Source organism: Pseudomonas sp. PWP3-1b2 (assembly GCF_049896045.1).
Lineage (GTDB): Bacteria > Pseudomonadota > Gammaproteobacteria > Pseudomonadales > Pseudomonadaceae > Aquipseudomonas > Aquipseudomonas antarctica_B.
On record NZ_JAFCTN010000029.1, the window covers coordinates 61658 to 75153 of the forward strand.

At 58.7% G+C, this 13496-nt stretch carries 14 protein-coding genes; 5 read left to right on the top strand and 9 right to left on the bottom strand.

Going from position 1 to position 13496, the window contains the following annotated elements:
* The first annotated feature begins 123 nt into the window (after window positions 1-123).
* Both fabA and fabB read left to right on the top strand, forming a co-directional pair.
* Window positions 124-639: a 3-hydroxyacyl-[acyl-carrier-protein] dehydratase FabA gene (gene fabA / locus ACP7A2_RS18775; protein ID WP_003210552.1), complete on the top strand. Its 516-nt coding sequence runs from the start codon at window positions 124-126 to the stop codon at window positions 637-639.
* 11 nt (window positions 640-650) lie between these two features.
* Window positions 651-1871 carry a beta-ketoacyl-ACP synthase I gene (gene fabB, locus ACP7A2_RS18780; protein WP_426135403.1) on the top strand — a complete coding sequence of 407 codons (1221 nt, stop codon included), beginning with the start codon at window positions 651-653 and terminating at the stop codon, window positions 1869-1871.
* Between the two features lie 307 nt (window positions 1872-2178).
* Here fabB and ACP7A2_RS18785 read toward each other — a convergent pair whose 3' ends face one another.
* Window positions 2179-3201, bottom strand: coding sequence for an amidohydrolase family protein (locus ACP7A2_RS18785; protein ID WP_426135404.1), 1023 nt, complete (start codon window positions 3199-3201; stop codon window positions 2179-2181).
* Window positions 3202-3341: 140 nt separating this feature from the next.
* On the opposite strand from ACP7A2_RS18785, the gene ACP7A2_RS18790 reads away from it, so the two are divergent.
* Window positions 3342-3758 carry an OsmC family protein gene (locus tag ACP7A2_RS18790; protein ID WP_375069781.1) on the top strand — a complete coding sequence of 139 codons (417 nt, stop codon included), beginning with the start codon at window positions 3342-3344 and terminating at the stop codon, window positions 3756-3758.
* A gap of 64 nt (window positions 3759-3822) precedes the next feature.
* The gene (locus ACP7A2_RS18795) at window positions 3823-4683 is read left to right on the top strand and encodes a pirin family protein (protein WP_426135405.1); all 861 of its coding nucleotides are present in this window, start codon (window positions 3823-3825) and stop codon (window positions 4681-4683) included.
* Window positions 4684-4764: 81 nt separating this feature from the next.
* On the opposite strand, the gene ACP7A2_RS18800 is transcribed toward ACP7A2_RS18795, so the two are convergent.
* From ACP7A2_RS18800 to ACP7A2_RS18815, 4 genes are all read right to left on the bottom strand, one after another.
* Window positions 4765-5493 carry a dienelactone hydrolase family protein gene (locus ACP7A2_RS18800; RefSeq protein WP_426135406.1) on the bottom strand — a complete coding sequence of 243 codons (729 nt, stop codon included), beginning with the start codon at window positions 5491-5493 and terminating at the stop codon, window positions 4765-4767.
* 66 nt (window positions 5494-5559) lie between these two features.
* Window positions 5560-7464, bottom strand: a complete 1905-nt coding sequence (htpG, locus tag ACP7A2_RS18805) for a molecular chaperone HtpG (protein ID WP_426135408.1) — start codon at window positions 7462-7464, stop codon at window positions 5560-5562.
* Window positions 7465-7553: 89 nt separating this feature from the next.
* Window positions 7554-8006, bottom strand: a complete 453-nt coding sequence (locus ACP7A2_RS18810) for a PaaI family thioesterase (protein WP_426135409.1) — start codon at window positions 8004-8006, stop codon at window positions 7554-7556.
* Entirely contained in the window at window positions 8003-8479 is a 477-nt protein-coding gene (locus tag ACP7A2_RS18815) for a PaaI family thioesterase (protein WP_426135410.1), read from the bottom strand. Before ACP7A2_RS18815 ends, ACP7A2_RS18810 begins: the two co-directional genes overlap by 4 nt.
* Before the next feature lie 156 nt (window positions 8480-8635).
* On the opposite strand from ACP7A2_RS18815, the gene ACP7A2_RS18820 reads away from it, so the two are divergent.
* Window positions 8636-8893: a hypothetical protein gene (locus ACP7A2_RS18820; protein ID WP_078741612.1), complete on the top strand. Its 258-nt coding sequence runs from the start codon at window positions 8636-8638 to the stop codon at window positions 8891-8893.
* Window positions 8894-8991: 98 nt separating this feature from the next.
* Here the strand turns inward: ACP7A2_RS18820 and ACP7A2_RS18825 are convergent, their stop codons facing one another.
* The 4 genes from ACP7A2_RS18825 to sucC form a co-directional block, all read right to left on the bottom strand.
* The gene (locus ACP7A2_RS18825; protein WP_426135411.1) at window positions 8992-9738 is read right to left on the bottom strand and encodes a DUF599 domain-containing protein; all 747 of its coding nucleotides are present in this window, start codon (window positions 9736-9738) and stop codon (window positions 8992-8994) included.
* Window positions 9739-9988: 250 nt separating this feature from the next.
* Window positions 9989-11302 carry a branched-chain amino acid transport system II carrier protein gene (gene brnQ, locus ACP7A2_RS18830; protein ID WP_426135412.1) on the bottom strand — a complete coding sequence of 438 codons (1314 nt, stop codon included), beginning with the start codon at window positions 11300-11302 and terminating at the stop codon, window positions 9989-9991.
* A gap of 419 nt (window positions 11303-11721) precedes the next feature.
* On the bottom strand, window positions 11722-12603 hold the full coding sequence (gene sucD, locus ACP7A2_RS18835) for a succinate--CoA ligase subunit alpha (protein ID WP_375069790.1): 882 nt from the start codon (window positions 12601-12603) through the stop codon (window positions 11722-11724).
* Window positions 12603-13496: ADP-forming succinate--CoA ligase subunit beta (sucC, locus tag ACP7A2_RS18840; protein WP_426135413.1), on the bottom strand; the 894-nt coding region annotated here is incomplete at its 5' end. The genes sucC and sucD, both read right to left, overlap by 1 nt.

A 13496-nucleotide genomic window follows, 5' to 3' on the forward strand; every position in this document is an offset into this window, starting at 1 on the left:
ACGCTGTGACTTTCACTACAACGCAATAGTCTATGTGTAGGCTGCTGACCTGAGGCATGAACGCTTCAGTCGGATCGGGAAGATTTACCCTACCCCGCCGCATGGGATTATTGAGGAGCTCGCATGACCAAACAAAACGCCTTTACTCGGGAAGACCTGCTGCGCTGCAGTCGCGGTGAGCTGTTCGGCCCAGGTAACGCGCAACTGCCCGCGCCGAACATGCTGATGGTGGATCGCATCACCCATATCAGCGAAGAAGGTGGCAAGTACGGCAAAGGTGAATTGGTCGCCGAGCTGGATATCACCCCTGACCTGTGGTTCTTCGCCTGCCATTTCGAAGGTGATCCGGTGATGCCGGGCTGCCTGGGCCTTGACGCCATGTGGCAACTGGTCGGCTTCTACCTGGGCTGGCAAGGCCTGCCGGGCCGTGGCCGTGCGCTGGGTTCGGGCGAAGTGAAGTTCTTCGGCCAGGTCCTTCCGACCGCCAAGAAAGTCACCTACAACATTCAAATCAAGCGCGTCCTCAAGGGCAAGCTGAACCTGGCCATCGCCGACGGTTCGGTCACCGTCGACGGTCGCGAGATCTATACTGCCGAAGGCCTTCGGGTCGGCGTATTCACTTCCACTGACAACTTTTAAGGGTTATCCGCATGCGCCGCGTCGTTATCACTGGTCTGGGCATCGTTTCTTGCCTGGGCAATGACAAAGAGACCGTCACCGCTAACCTGCGTGCAAGTCGCCCTGGCATCCGCTTCAACCCGGAATATGCCGAAATGGGTCTGCGTAGCCAGGTTTCCGGCTCCATCGACCTGCCCCTCGAAGAACTGATTGATCGCAAGATCTACCGCTTCGTCGGCCACGCTGCCGCCTACGCCTACCTGGCCATGAAAGACGCCATCGCCGACTCCGGCCTGGCCGAAGACCAGGTATCGAACGTGCGCACCGGCCTGATTGCCGGCTCCGGCGGCGCATCAACCCTGAACCAGATGGAAGCGTTGGACATCCTGCGCGAAAAAGGCGTAAAGCGCGTTGGCCCGTACCGTGTAACCCGGACCATGGGCAGCACCGTTTCGGCCTGCCTGGCCACGCCGTTCCAGATCAAGGGCGTGAACTACTCGATCTCCTCGGCTTGCGCCACCAGTGCTCACTGCATCGGTACTGCGGTTGAGCAGATCCAGCTGGGCAAGCAGGACATCGTCTTCGCCGGCGGCGGTGAAGAAGAACATTGGAGCCAGTCGTTCCTGTTCGACGCCATGGGCGCGCTGTCCACCCAGTACAATGAAACCCCGGAAAAGGCTTCCCGTGCCTACGATGCCAAGCGTGACGGTTTCGTCATCGCCGGCGGTGGCGGCATGGTCGTGGTTGAAGAGCTGGAACACGCTCTGGCCCGTGGCGCGAAAATCTATGCCGAAATCGTTGGCTACGGCGCGACGTCCGACGGCTACGACATGGTTGCACCAAGCGGTGAAGGCGCCATCCGTTGCATGCAGATGGCAATGTCCACCGTTGATACCCCAATCGACTACCTGAACACCCACGGCACCTCGACTCCGGTCGGCGACGCCAAGGAAATGGAAGGCGTGCGTGCGGTATTCGGCGACAAGGCGCCGGCCATCAGCTCTACCAAGAGCCTGTCGGGTCACTCCCTGGGCGCCGCTGGCGTGCATGAAGCGATCTACTGCTTGCTGATGATGGAAGGCAACTTCATGGCAGGTTCGGCCAACATTGACGAGATTGATCCGGTTGTGGCTGATATGCCGATCCTGACCAAGACAGTTGAGAACGTTAAGATCGATACGGTGATGAGCAACAGCTTCGGCTTTGGTGGCACTAACGCCACGCTCGTGCTGAAGCGCTGGCAGGGTCAGTAAGACCTGTAGGTTGATCGCGTGAAAAAGCCCCGACTGGTTCGGGGCTTTTTTGTGGGAGCTGTCTTTTGTGGGAGCTGGCTTGCCTGCGATGGCATCAACTCGGTTTGCCTGATGTACCGAGGAGTCTGCATCGCAGCGGTGCGACGATTCGACAAGCCCGCTCCCACAGTGGATATCCATTTTGTCTGAAGGATCGCAATCTGCTTTAGACAAAACAGCGCCTTTGATTCAACCACTCAGGTCGGCTCAAGGCCGCCATGCTGTTGTTTGATCTGATGTGCCCCGCTCGATGTCTGATCCGCCAAATTCAATGCGCCCGCTCATCGCGAGCGGCTTTCGGCAGAATCGCCAAGAAGTTATCCCGCGCCACCTTGCGGGCGACGTCCTCAGGCAACGCATCGAGGAACGGGTCAAAGCGGTGCATTTCCTTACCCAACTTGTTGAAACGCCCTACCACGTCCGATCCCAGCATGAAACGCTCCGGGAAGCGCTCCACCAGCTTCAGCCACTGCGCGCGGGGTTTGCCTGCATCATCGAGCAAATACGGCGTGAGCATGCTCCAGGAGAGGTCGATGTACAGATTAGGGTAGGCCTCCAGCATGCGGGTCAGGGTGGGCAGCAAAAAGTCCATCTGCACCTGATGGCGGTGAATCTCCTTGCTGGTGCCAGCATGGGCCCAGATAAAGCGGGTGTGCGGATGGTTGCGCAGTGGCTCTTCCACTTCGGCCAGATACAGCGGGTTGCGCTCGCGTTTGGACGTGATGTTGGAATGCAGCATCACCGGCAGGTCGTTTTCCGCCGCCAGGTGATAGATCAGCGTCATGGCTTCGTTGTTGGCGCGCGGGGTGTCGCCAGCCGTCAAGGCGGTCAGGTCATCGTGGCGGGTGAACACCTCGCCAATGCCCTGCCACAGCCCGGGGTTGAGGTCGAGCATGCGCTGGACATGGGCGGCGGAGTTCTTGTCGTTGGGGTTGAACCCGGACAAAAACGGGTGAAAGTGCTGGCGCTGCTCGGGCGTGAGTTTATTGAGCGCTGCCGCAACGATCACATCGGTGGCGCTGTACCAGTAGGCATCGGCGTCATCACCGGCGTAATAGCGTGGGCGCTTGAGTTCGTCTTCGTGCCATTTTTTCGCCACGGGAATACCGGAAATCATCACATGGTCGATGCGCGCATCGGCCATGGCCTTCAGCAGTTTGTCCATGCCCGCGGTTTCCTGAAAAAAGTCGACGTAATGCAGGTGCGCATCGCTGTAGACATAGTCACGGGCCTGCACAGCAAGGCTGCTGGCAGCGAATAACACGGCAAGACTCAGGCGGCTCCAGGGCACGGTACAACCTCAACGGGGGCTAATACCGATAGACCGTGTGATGCCTGCCGGGGTTCAGCGGGCAAATTACGCGGAACACCAGAGTGCCAGCATGCTCTATAACTGCATGACCTTCTTCCTGCCGACGTGTGAGGTTTGCCATGCCTGTTACCGTGAATACCCTGAACCACGACAACTTTCGCCACAGCGTGAATATCAATAACCACGAACTGTTCACCGACCTGCCCAAGAGCCTGGGCGGCGATGACTCGGCGCCCTCCCCCCATGACTATTTCGATGCCGCCCTGGCCTCGTGCAAGGCGCTGACCGTCAAGCTCTACGCCCAGAAGAAAGACATTCCCCTCACCGGCGTGACGGTCGAAGTGACCCACGACAGCACCGAGGAGCAAAAGGGCAAGTACACGCTCAACGTCAAGCTGACCCTCAAGGGCGTGCTCACCGACGAGCAGCGCGATGAACTGCACCGCGTGGCGGACCGCTGCCCGGTGCACAAGCTGATGACCACCGCCGAGGTCACTATCGAAACCACACTGTCTGAAGGCGCCTTCAGCCAATAGCGCCAACCTCCCGTCGAGCGGGTTATGCTCAGCCCTCTCTAACCCGCTCCGACAGGGATGCCCCATGACCATCGTGATCCGTCCTCGCCCCGAAGAGGTCGAAGGCCAGCCGATCCTGCGCCCGCTGCCCTCGCGCGAATGCCGCAGCGTCGGGCCCTTTGTGTTTTTCGACCACATGTTGCTCACCCGCTATGCGCCGGGCACAGGCATGAATATCCGCCAGCACCCGCATATCGGGCTGTCGACCCTGACGTACCTGTTCGAAGGCGCGTTGCAGCACAAAGACAGCCTGGGCTCGGACCAAGTGGTCGAGGCCGGCGATGTGAGCTGGATGACTGCCGGCAGCGCGATTGCCCACGTGGAACGCACACCCGAGCCGCTCAAGGCCAGTGGTTTCAGCCTGCACGGGTTGCAAGTGTGGCTGGCCTCGCCCATGGACCATGAAACTGGACCTGGGCACTACAGCCATCATCCGGCGGCCAGCCTGCCGGTCAGCGACAGTCTGGGCGTGCAGATCCGCCTGATCGCAGGCAGTGGTTTTTGCCTCAAATCCCCGGTGCCAGTGCTGTCGCCCACGCTGTATGCCGAGGTGCGCATGCAGACGGCCACCACGCTGCTGATCCCGGATGAGCATGAGGAACGGGCGGTGTATGTGCTGGAGGGCGAAGCGCAGCTGGACGGTGAGGCACTGGAGGTGCACAGCCTGGTGGTGTTGCCCGCCGGGCAGGAAATGACACTGTTCGCCGAGAGTGATTGCCACGTGGTGATTATTGGCGGCGCGCCGCTGGATGGGCCGCGACGGATCAACTGGAATTTTGTTGCGAGTGATCCCGCGGTGATTGAACAGGCGAGGCAACGCTGGGCGGCCGGGGATTGGCCGGCGGTGCCGGGGGAGTCTGAAAGGATTGAGTTACCGGTCAGATAGTCATCGCGGGCAAACCCGCTCCCACAGTTTGAATTGTGAATACGTTCAAGTGTGGGAGCTGGCTTGCCTGCGATGGGGCCATCAGGCCTTGAACACTTCATCCAGCAAATCATGCATGGACTTGAACGCCCGCTTCGCGGTCTTCTCGTCATACATCATCTTGCCCGGCACATTGGCGTGCGGGTCGGTGAAGGAATGCACCGCACCGCCGTAGCTCAGCAATTGCCAATCCACACCGGCCGCATTCATTTCATCTTCAAATGCTGGCAGTTGCTCTTTCGGCACTAACGGATCGGATGCGCCGTGCAGCACCAACACCGAACCCTTCACGTGCTTGGCGCCCGCCGGGTTTTGCGTGTCGATAGTGCCGTGGAACGATACGGCAGCCTTCAACGGTGCACCGGTACGTGCGAGTTCCAAAGAGCAGAAACCACCGAAGCAGAAGCCAAAGGTCGCCAGCTTCGAGGTATCCACTGCGGCTTCGGTCTGGCCTTGCAGTTGCTCAAAGGCTGCCTGCATGCGTTTGAGCAGCAACGGGTTGTCGTTCTTCAACGGCATCATTGCAGCACCGGCTTCATCGCCATTCGACGGACGCACGTTTTGCCCGTACAGGTCGGCGATCAACACCACGTAGCCTTTGCTGGCCACGCTTTTGGCAATGTCTTCAGCACCCGCACTCACACCCATCCAGTTCGGCGCCATCAACAGCCCCGGCAGCGGGCCCTTGTGGCTGGCATCGAACGCGAGGCGGCTTTCATAAGACTGGCCATCAAGCTGATAGACCACGGAACGCACAGTGACTTGGCTCATCATTTACTCCAGTTGAGGTGCACTAGAACGAAAAAACCCGCCGAAGCGGGTTTTTCTACAACGGTGTTAAACCGACAGTTCAACCAACAGCTTGTTCAGTCGGCGCACGTAAGCGGCCGGGTCTTTGAGGCTGTCGCCAGCCGCCAGGGCCGCCTGGTCGAAGAGAATGTGCGACAGGTCGCCAAAACGCTCTTCACTTTGCTCGCCGTCGAGTTTCTCGATCAGCGGGTGAGCCGGGTTGAATTCGAAGATCGGCTTGGAATCAGGAACCTTCTGGCCGCTGGCTTCGAGGATCTGACGCATCTGCATGCCCAGGTCCGCTTCGCCGATGGCCAGAATCGCCGGGGAGTCGGTCAGACGGTGGGAAACCCGCACTTCGCTGACCACATCGCCCAGGGAAGCCTTGATACGCTCAACCAGACCTTCTTTGGCCTTGGCAACTTCTTCAGCTTCTTTCTTCTCTTCTTCGGAGTCCAGGTTACCCAGGTCCAGGTCACCACGGGCCACGTCGACGAAGGATTTGCCGTCGAACTCGTTGAGGTAGCTCATCAGCCACTCGTCGATACGGTCGGTCAACAGCAGTACTTCGATGCCTTTCTTGCGGAAGACTTCCAGGTGCGGGCTGTTCTTGACCTGAGCGTAGGTTTCGCCGGTGAGGTAGTAAATCTTGTCCTGACCTTCCTTGGCGCGCGCCAGGTACTCGGCCAGGGACACCACCTGCTCACCGCCCTCTTCGTTCGTCGAAGCAAAGCGCAGCAAGCCGGCGATTTTTTCCTTGTTGGCGAAATCTTCAGCCGGGCCTTCTTTCATGACCTGGCCGAAGTTTTTCCAGAAGCCCTTGTATTGCTCAGGCTCGTTCTTCGCCAGTTTTTCCAGCATGTCGAGTACACGCTTGGTCAGCGCCGACTTCATGGAATCGATAATCGGGTCTTTCTGCAGGATTTCCCGCGACACGTTCAGCGACAAATCATTGGAATCGACCACGCCCTTGATAAAGCGCAGGTACAGCGGCAGGAAGGACTCCGCCTGGTCCATCACGAACACACGCTGCACGTAGAGCTTCAGGCCCTTCGGCGCTTCACGCTGGTACAGGTCGAACGGAGCACGGGCTGGCACGTAGAGCAACGAGCTGTATTCCAGCTTGCCTTCAACCTTGTTGTGGCTCCAGCTCAGCGGGTTCTCGTAGTCGTGACCGATGTGCTTGTAGAACTCCTGGTATTCCTCGTCCTTGATCTCGGTACGCGGACGGGTCCACAGCGCGCTGGCGCGGTTGACAGTTTCCCATTCCGGCGCTGGCTGCTCTTCGCCTTCAGCAGCGGCCTGTTCTTTCGGCAACTCGATCGGCAGAGCGATGTGGTCGGAGTACTTCTTGATGACGTTGCGCAGGCGGTAGCCGTCAGCAAATTCATCTTCAGCGTCTTTGAGGTGCAGCACGATGCGGGTACCACGGTCAGCCTTTTCGACGGTGGCGATTTCGAATTCGCCCTCACCTTTGGACGACCAGTGCACGCCTTCGCTCGCGGCGAGGCCGGCGCGGCGGCTGAACACTTCAACTTTGTCAGCCACGATGAAGGCCGAGTAGAAGCCCACGCCGAATTGGCCGATCAGGTGTGAATCTTTTTTCTGGTCGCCCGACAGGTTCTTCATGAAGTCTGCGGTGCCGGACTTGGCGATGGTACCCAAATGGGTGATCGCGTCTTCACGGCTCATGCCGATGCCGTTGTCTTCGAGGGTGACGGTCTTGGCGTCTTTGTCGAAGCTCACACGGATTTTGAGTTCCGCGCCACCTTCCAGCAACTCAGGCTTGGACAGGGCTTCGAAACGTAATTTGTCGACAGCGTCAGAGGCGTTCGAGATCAATTCGCGAAGGAAAATTTCCTTGTTGGAATACAGCGAATGGATCATGAGGTGCAGCAGTTGCTTTACCTCGGTCTGGAAGCCCAGGGTTTCCTTTTGAGTTTCCACGCTCATGGTCATCAAACTCCAATTGGATGGCAGTGGCCGCGCCCTTGAGGGTTGGCGGCGGGTTGTCATCAAAGTTGGGGGCTAAGACCGGGATTTCAAGGGCGGGCCGACTCCTCAATCTTGAAATGTGCGCGAGCGGTGGCAATCGGTTCGGCGGGGATGCTCTGCCAGGCAGTGATCGCCACATTCGCCACACGCCGGCCCTGACGCCACACCTGGCAGGTGGCGTAAGTGTCACGAAACTGGCCTGCGCGCAGGTAGTCGAGGGAGAAGTCGATGATTTTCGGAACGCCGGGCGAGCCGGTAAACACCAGCAGGTGCAACGCGGCTGACAACTCCATGAAGCCCGCAATCACTCCGCCGTGCAGCGCCGGTAATATCGGGTTACCTATGTTGTCCTTGTTTGCCGGCAATTTGAACAGCAGCTCATCGCCCAGTCGGGTGCATTCAACGCCAATCAGCCTGGCGTAGGGAATCAGGTTGAGCAGCGCCTCGTAGTTACCGCGCTCATGGGCCTGTTCGAGGCGGGTCTTGAAGCGGTGCGTCATGCCTGCTCTCCCTTGAGGCTGTTGCCCAGGCCCTGCGTGCCCTTGAGGCGCTTGCCCATGCGCATGAACGTGCCCACCACATGGGCAATCGGCTGCTGCGGGTCGTGCTGGTAGGCAAAGCCGCGCGTGAAGATCACGTCAGTGGTGACCCGGTAGCACTGGGCGAAGCCGTAGACCGTTTTATGCGGTTCGGCGGGATGCATGTAGTCAATGCGCAGGTCGAGGGTCGGGCACACCTCGAACTCCGGCAAAACGCACAGGGTGGCCACGCCGCAGGCGGTGTCCATCAGGGACGTCATCGCGCCGCCGTGGATCACGCCGGTTTGGGGGTCACCCACGATGTGCAGCGCGTAGGGCAGTGCCAGCGTCATGCCCTCCTCGCTCGCCGCATGCACGCTAATGCCCAACACCTGGCAATGGCGCAACGCCGATACAAAGCGCGTGGCACACTCTAACAAAGGGTTTTCGGTCATTTATTTCAGACTCTTATTAGTGTGATTGCGGCGGATGAGGACGACCGAAGAAAGTTCCTTGGAAAAAAGCTTTATATATCTGTGAGATAAAAGGAACTAATGCTGGCACCCCAAGCTCGAAAGGCCAGTAGATATATCCATAAGGAGAAACACCCCATGCGTAAGACTTTAGCTATTTCCATGATGTTGGCCGCTGCCCTCGGTCTCGCTGCCTGCGACAAGAAGTCCGAAGACAAAGCCCAAGACGCCGCTGCACATTCTGAGCAAGCTCAGAAAGACATGGCAAAGGCACAGGATAAAGTGAACGACGCTGCAAAAGAAAATGCCGATGCTGCCAAAGCTCAGGCTGAATCGAATGCAGCCGCCGCGAAAGAAGCAGCACCTGCCGCTCCAGCAGAACCTGCCAAGAACTAATCGTCTGGCAGTTGCTGCAAAAAGAAAAGCCCGCTTAATTGCGGGCTTTTCTTTGTCTGCTGCTTTGTCAGAAATGAAGCTGAATGACGCCCGGTACATCAGGGTTGAGGCGCAGCGTCCTTGGGCGCGTCCTGCACCGGCCCATCGGTCGGCGTATAGACCATCACCTGCAACACATCGGAGTGAAATTCTCGGCGATACAGCACCAGCACAACCCCGGTGCTCAGCAACATGAACAACCATGGGCTGACAAACCAGGCGAGCATGGTCATGCCGAAGTAATACGCCCGCAGGCCAAAGTTGAACTGGTTGGCGGCCATCGAAATAACCCGCGCCGCCCGCAGCGCAAACGCCTTGCGCTCCTGCTCCGACACATGTCGCTCCCCCACCATCGGCGCCGACCCCACCAGCACCGCCGCAAAGTTGTACTGGCGCATGCACCAACTGAACGTGAAGAACGCGTAGACAAACACCAGCGCCAGGCACAACAGCTTGATTTCCGACATGCCCTGGGACGCCTGCTGCACCATCGGAATGTCCGCCAACAACGACACCGCCCGCTCGGACGCACCGAGCACGGTGAGAATGCCGGCGAGAATGATCAGGGTGCTGGAGGCGAAGAACGAGGCGTTGCGCTCCAGGTTACCGACCACACTGGCGTCAGCGATGCGGTTATCGCGCATCAGCATGCGGCGCATCCAGTCTTCACGGTAAAGGTGCAACACGCTGGCCAGGCATGCAGTGTCGCGGGCTTTCCAGGTGGCGTAACGGGTGTAGCCGCCCCAACAGAGGACGAACCATAAAGCGGCAAGCAAATGGATTTGGTGGTTTTCAACGAACGACATACGGGTCCTTATGCGAACACGGTACTCCTGTGGGAGCTGGCTTGCCTGCGATGGCGGTTTCTCAGGTGATGCCAAATTGTCTGACCCAACGCTATCGCAGGCAAGCCAGCTCCCACATTGACCGGGTTCCAGTTTGAAATTTTGTTGACCGGTTCGACGTTAGCGCAGATGACACGACACTGCCCATGGCGCATAAAAAATGCCCCGTATCGATTGATACGGGGCATTTCGGTACAGCGCAAAAACAACCTTACGCGATCGCTTCGCTGCGCTTGCCGAGCATCCGGTCAATCACCACTGCAACCACCAGCGTCATCACCGATGGCACCAGCCACGCCAGGCCCTGCTCGCTCAGTGGCAAGTGCGCCAACTGCGCAGGCATCCAATCCGCCAGGCCAGCGCCCTTCAGCGCGTCGATGCAACCAAAGATGAACGACATCAACATCACTGGCCCGACGATGCGGCCCTGCTCGTGCCAGAAGTCTTTGCAGAAGCTCAGGGCCACCAGCACGATGCACGGCGGGTAGATAGCGGTGAGTACCGGGATCGAGAACGCAATCAGCTTGGTCAGGCCCAGGTTGGACACAAACAGCGAGAACAGCGCCAGGATCACCACCAGGGTCTTGTACGACAGCGGCAGCACGCGGCTGAAGTACTCGGCGCAGGCGCAGGTCAGGCCTACAGCAGTGACCAGGCACGCGAGGGAAATCAGCACAGCCAGGAAACCGCTGCCCAGGGAGCCGAAGGTATGTTGCACGTAAGCGTGCAGCACTGCGGCGCCATTGGCGGCGCCGGCGGCCACTTCATGACTGCCCGAACCCAGGCGGAACAGGCTGATGTACACCAGCGCCAGGCCCACGCCGGCAATCAGCCCGGCAATGATCGCGTAGCGGGTGATCAGCTTCGGCGATTCCACGCCGCGCGAGCGAATGGCGTTGACGATCACAATGCCGAATACCAGCGCGCCCAGGGTGTCCATGGTCAGGTAACCATTGATGAAGCCCTGGGAGAACGGCGCAGCCACGTATTCCGGGGTAGCCACACCCACATCACCGGCCGGCAAGGCAAAGGCGGCGATGCCCAGCACGGCCAGGGCGATGATCTTCAGTGGCGCAAGGAAGCGCCCAACTGTGTCCAGCAAACGGCCAGGGTACAGAGAGATGAAGAACACCAGCAGGAAGTACACCGAGCTGTAGAGGAACAGCGCCAGCGGGCTCTCACCGGTCAAGGGCGCCAGGCCCACTTCAAACGATACGGTCGCAGTACGCGGGGTAGCGAACAGCGGGCCAACCGCCAGGTACGCCGCCGCCGCGAGCAGGCCGCCCGCGATCTTGCCGATCGGGCTGCTCAGCGCATCCATGCCGCCGCCGACCTTGGCCAGGGCAATCACGGTGACCACCGGCAAACCGACAGCGGTGATCAGGAAACCCAGCGCAGCCATCCAGACATGAGGCCCGGACTGCAAACCAACGATAGGCGGGAAGATGATGTTGCCGGCGCCCACAAACAGGGCAAAAGTCATAAAGCCTAACGCCAGGATGTCCTGGCTTTTCAACACTTTCATTTGAGGAAATACCACACTACTGAATCGGAATTTAGAGAGGGCTTCCCTGTGGATGAGGGAAATGCTGCCGGCCCGGATGGGGGCCAACGGGTCTGGCGCGCGGCTTCCTTTTGGGATGTGCACGCATAAAGAGGCGGCTAGGGTACAGAAATAGCCTGACAAACGCACCTTTGCGGGGCGAACTGTCCGATAAGCGACATTCTAATGTCGCGTTTTCGTACTTAATCTGGCAATCCAATCCCATGTGGGAGCTGGCTTGCCTGCGATGCGGGCGACTCGGTCCATCAGGTATGGCCAGTCGATGCTATCGCAGGCAAGCCAGCTCCCACACTTGACCGCCTACTTTCCGGAATACGGAAAGCACAAAGGCCACCCGAAGGTGGCCTTTGCGTGGGTGAAGCGTCAGCTAAGCGCGAGGCTTATTTGACAGCCCAACCAGTCAGCTCGGACAAAGCCTTGCCGATGTCTGCCAGCGAACGCACGGTTTTAACGCCTGCGTCTTCCAGGGCAGCAAACTTCTCGTCTGCAGTACCCTTGCCGCCAGAGATGATTGCGCCAGCATGGCCCATGCGCTTGCCAGCAGGGGCAGTCACACCAGCGATGTAGGAAACAACTGGCTTGGTCACGTGTGCCTTGATGTAGGCAGCCGCTTCTTCTTCAGCCGAACCGCCGATCTCACCGATCATCACGATCGCTTCGGTCTTCGGGTCTTCCTGGAACAGTTTCAGGATGTCGATGAAGTTCGAACCAGGGATCGGGTCACCGCCGATGCCGACGCAAGTCGACTGACCGAAACCGGCGTCAGTAGTTTGCTTGACAGCTTCGTAGGTCAGGGTGCCGGAACGCGAAACGATACCGACTTTACCTGGCAAGTGAATGTGACCTGGCATGATGCCGATCTTGCATTCGCCTGGGGTGATCACGCCTGGGCAGTTAGGGCCGATCAGGACTACGCCCAGCTCGTCGCACTTAACTTTAGCGTCCAGCATGTCCAGGGTAGGAATGCCTTCGGTGATGCAAACGATCAGCTTGATGCCGCCGAAAGCTGCTTCCAGGATCGAATCCTTGCAGAAAGGAGCCGGAACGTAGATAACGCTGGCGGTTGCGCCAGTTTTTTCTACGGCTTCTTTCACGGTGTTGAACACTGGCAGACCCAGGTGCTCGGTGCCGCCTTTACCAGGAGTCACGCCACCCACCATCTTGGTGCCGTATTCAATGGCTTGCTGGGTGTGGAAACTACCTTGGGAACCGGTAATACCCTGGCAGATAACCTTGGTGTCTTTATTGATCAGGACGCTCATTATTTGCCCTCCGCAGCTTTAACAACTTGTTGAGCAGCGTCGGTCAGGCTGGTAGCCGCGATGATGTTCAAACCGCTTTCTGCCAGTACTTTAGCGCCCAGTTCAGCGTTGTTGCCTTCAAGGCGAACAACAACCGGGATTTTAACGCCCACTTCTTTCACTGCACCGATGATGCCTTCGGCAATCATGTCGCAACGAACGATGCCGCCGAAGATGTTGACCAGTACTGCAGCGACGTTGGAGTCGGACAGGATGATCTTGAACGCTTCGGTAACGCGTTCTTTGGTAGCACCGCCGCCCACGTCGAGGAAGTTGGCTGGTTTGCCGCCATGCAGGTTGACGATGTCCATGGTACCCATGGCCAGGCCAGCACCGTTGACCATGCAACCGATGTTACCTTCCAGGGCTACGTAGTTCAGTTCGAACTTGGCAGCGTGCGCTTCGCGCGGATCGTCCTGCGACGGATCGTGGAAAGTTTTCAGCTTAGGCTGACGGTACATCGCGTTGGCGTCGATGTTGATCTTGGCATCGAGGCAATGCAGATCGCCGTCAGCCTTGATCACCAGCGGGTTCACTTCCAGCAGGGCCAGATCGTGATCCTTGAACAGTTTGGCCAGACCTACAAAGATCTTGGCGAACTGAGCAACTTGTTTGCCTTCCAGGCCCAGCTGGAAAGCCAGCTCGCGACCCTGGAATGGCTGAGCGCCAACCAGTGGATCGATAGTGGCTTTCAGAATTTTTTCTGGGGTTTCGTGAGCGATTTTCTCGATGTCCACGCCACCTTCGGTGGAAGCCATGAACACGATGCGACGGCTCGAACGGTCAACGACAGCGCCCAGGTACAGCTCTTTAGCGATATCAGTGCACGATTCAACCAGGATCTTGGTGACTGG

Coding starts and splice junctions, on each gene's coding strand:
- fabA (WP_003210552.1), top strand. CDS start 124: ATGACCAAACAAAACGCCTTTACTCGGGAAGACCTGCTGCGCTGCAGT.
- fabB (WP_426135403.1), top strand. CDS start 651: ATGCGCCGCGTCGTTATCACTGGTCTGGGCATCGTTTCTTGCCTGGGC.
- ACP7A2_RS18790 (WP_375069781.1), top strand. CDS start 3,342: ATGCCTGTTACCGTGAATACCCTGAACCACGACAACTTTCGCCACAGC.
- ACP7A2_RS18795 (WP_426135405.1), top strand. CDS start 3,823: ATGACCATCGTGATCCGTCCTCGCCCCGAAGAGGTCGAAGGCCAGCCG.
- ACP7A2_RS18800 (WP_426135406.1), bottom strand. CDS start 5,493: ATGAGCCAAGTCACTGTGCGTTCCGTGGTCTATCAGCTTGATGGCCAG.
- htpG (WP_426135408.1), bottom strand. CDS start 7,464: ATGAGCGTGGAAACTCAAAAGGAAACCCTGGGCTTCCAGACCGAGGTA.
- ACP7A2_RS18810 (WP_426135409.1), bottom strand. CDS start 8,006: ATGACGCACCGCTTCAAGACCCGCCTCGAACAGGCCCATGAGCGCGGT.
- ACP7A2_RS18815 (WP_426135410.1), bottom strand. CDS start 8,479: ATGACCGAAAACCCTTTGTTAGAGTGTGCCACGCGCTTTGTATCGGCG.
- ACP7A2_RS18820 (WP_078741612.1), top strand. CDS start 8,636: ATGCGTAAGACTTTAGCTATTTCCATGATGTTGGCCGCTGCCCTCGGT.
- ACP7A2_RS18825 (WP_426135411.1), bottom strand. CDS start 9,738: ATGTCGTTCGTTGAAAACCACCAAATCCATTTGCTTGCCGCTTTATGG.
- brnQ (WP_426135412.1), bottom strand. CDS start 11,302: ATGAAAGTGTTGAAAAGCCAGGACATCCTGGCGTTAGGCTTTATGACT.
- sucD (WP_375069790.1), bottom strand. CDS start 12,603: ATGAGCGTCCTGATCAATAAAGACACCAAGGTTATCTGCCAGGGTATT.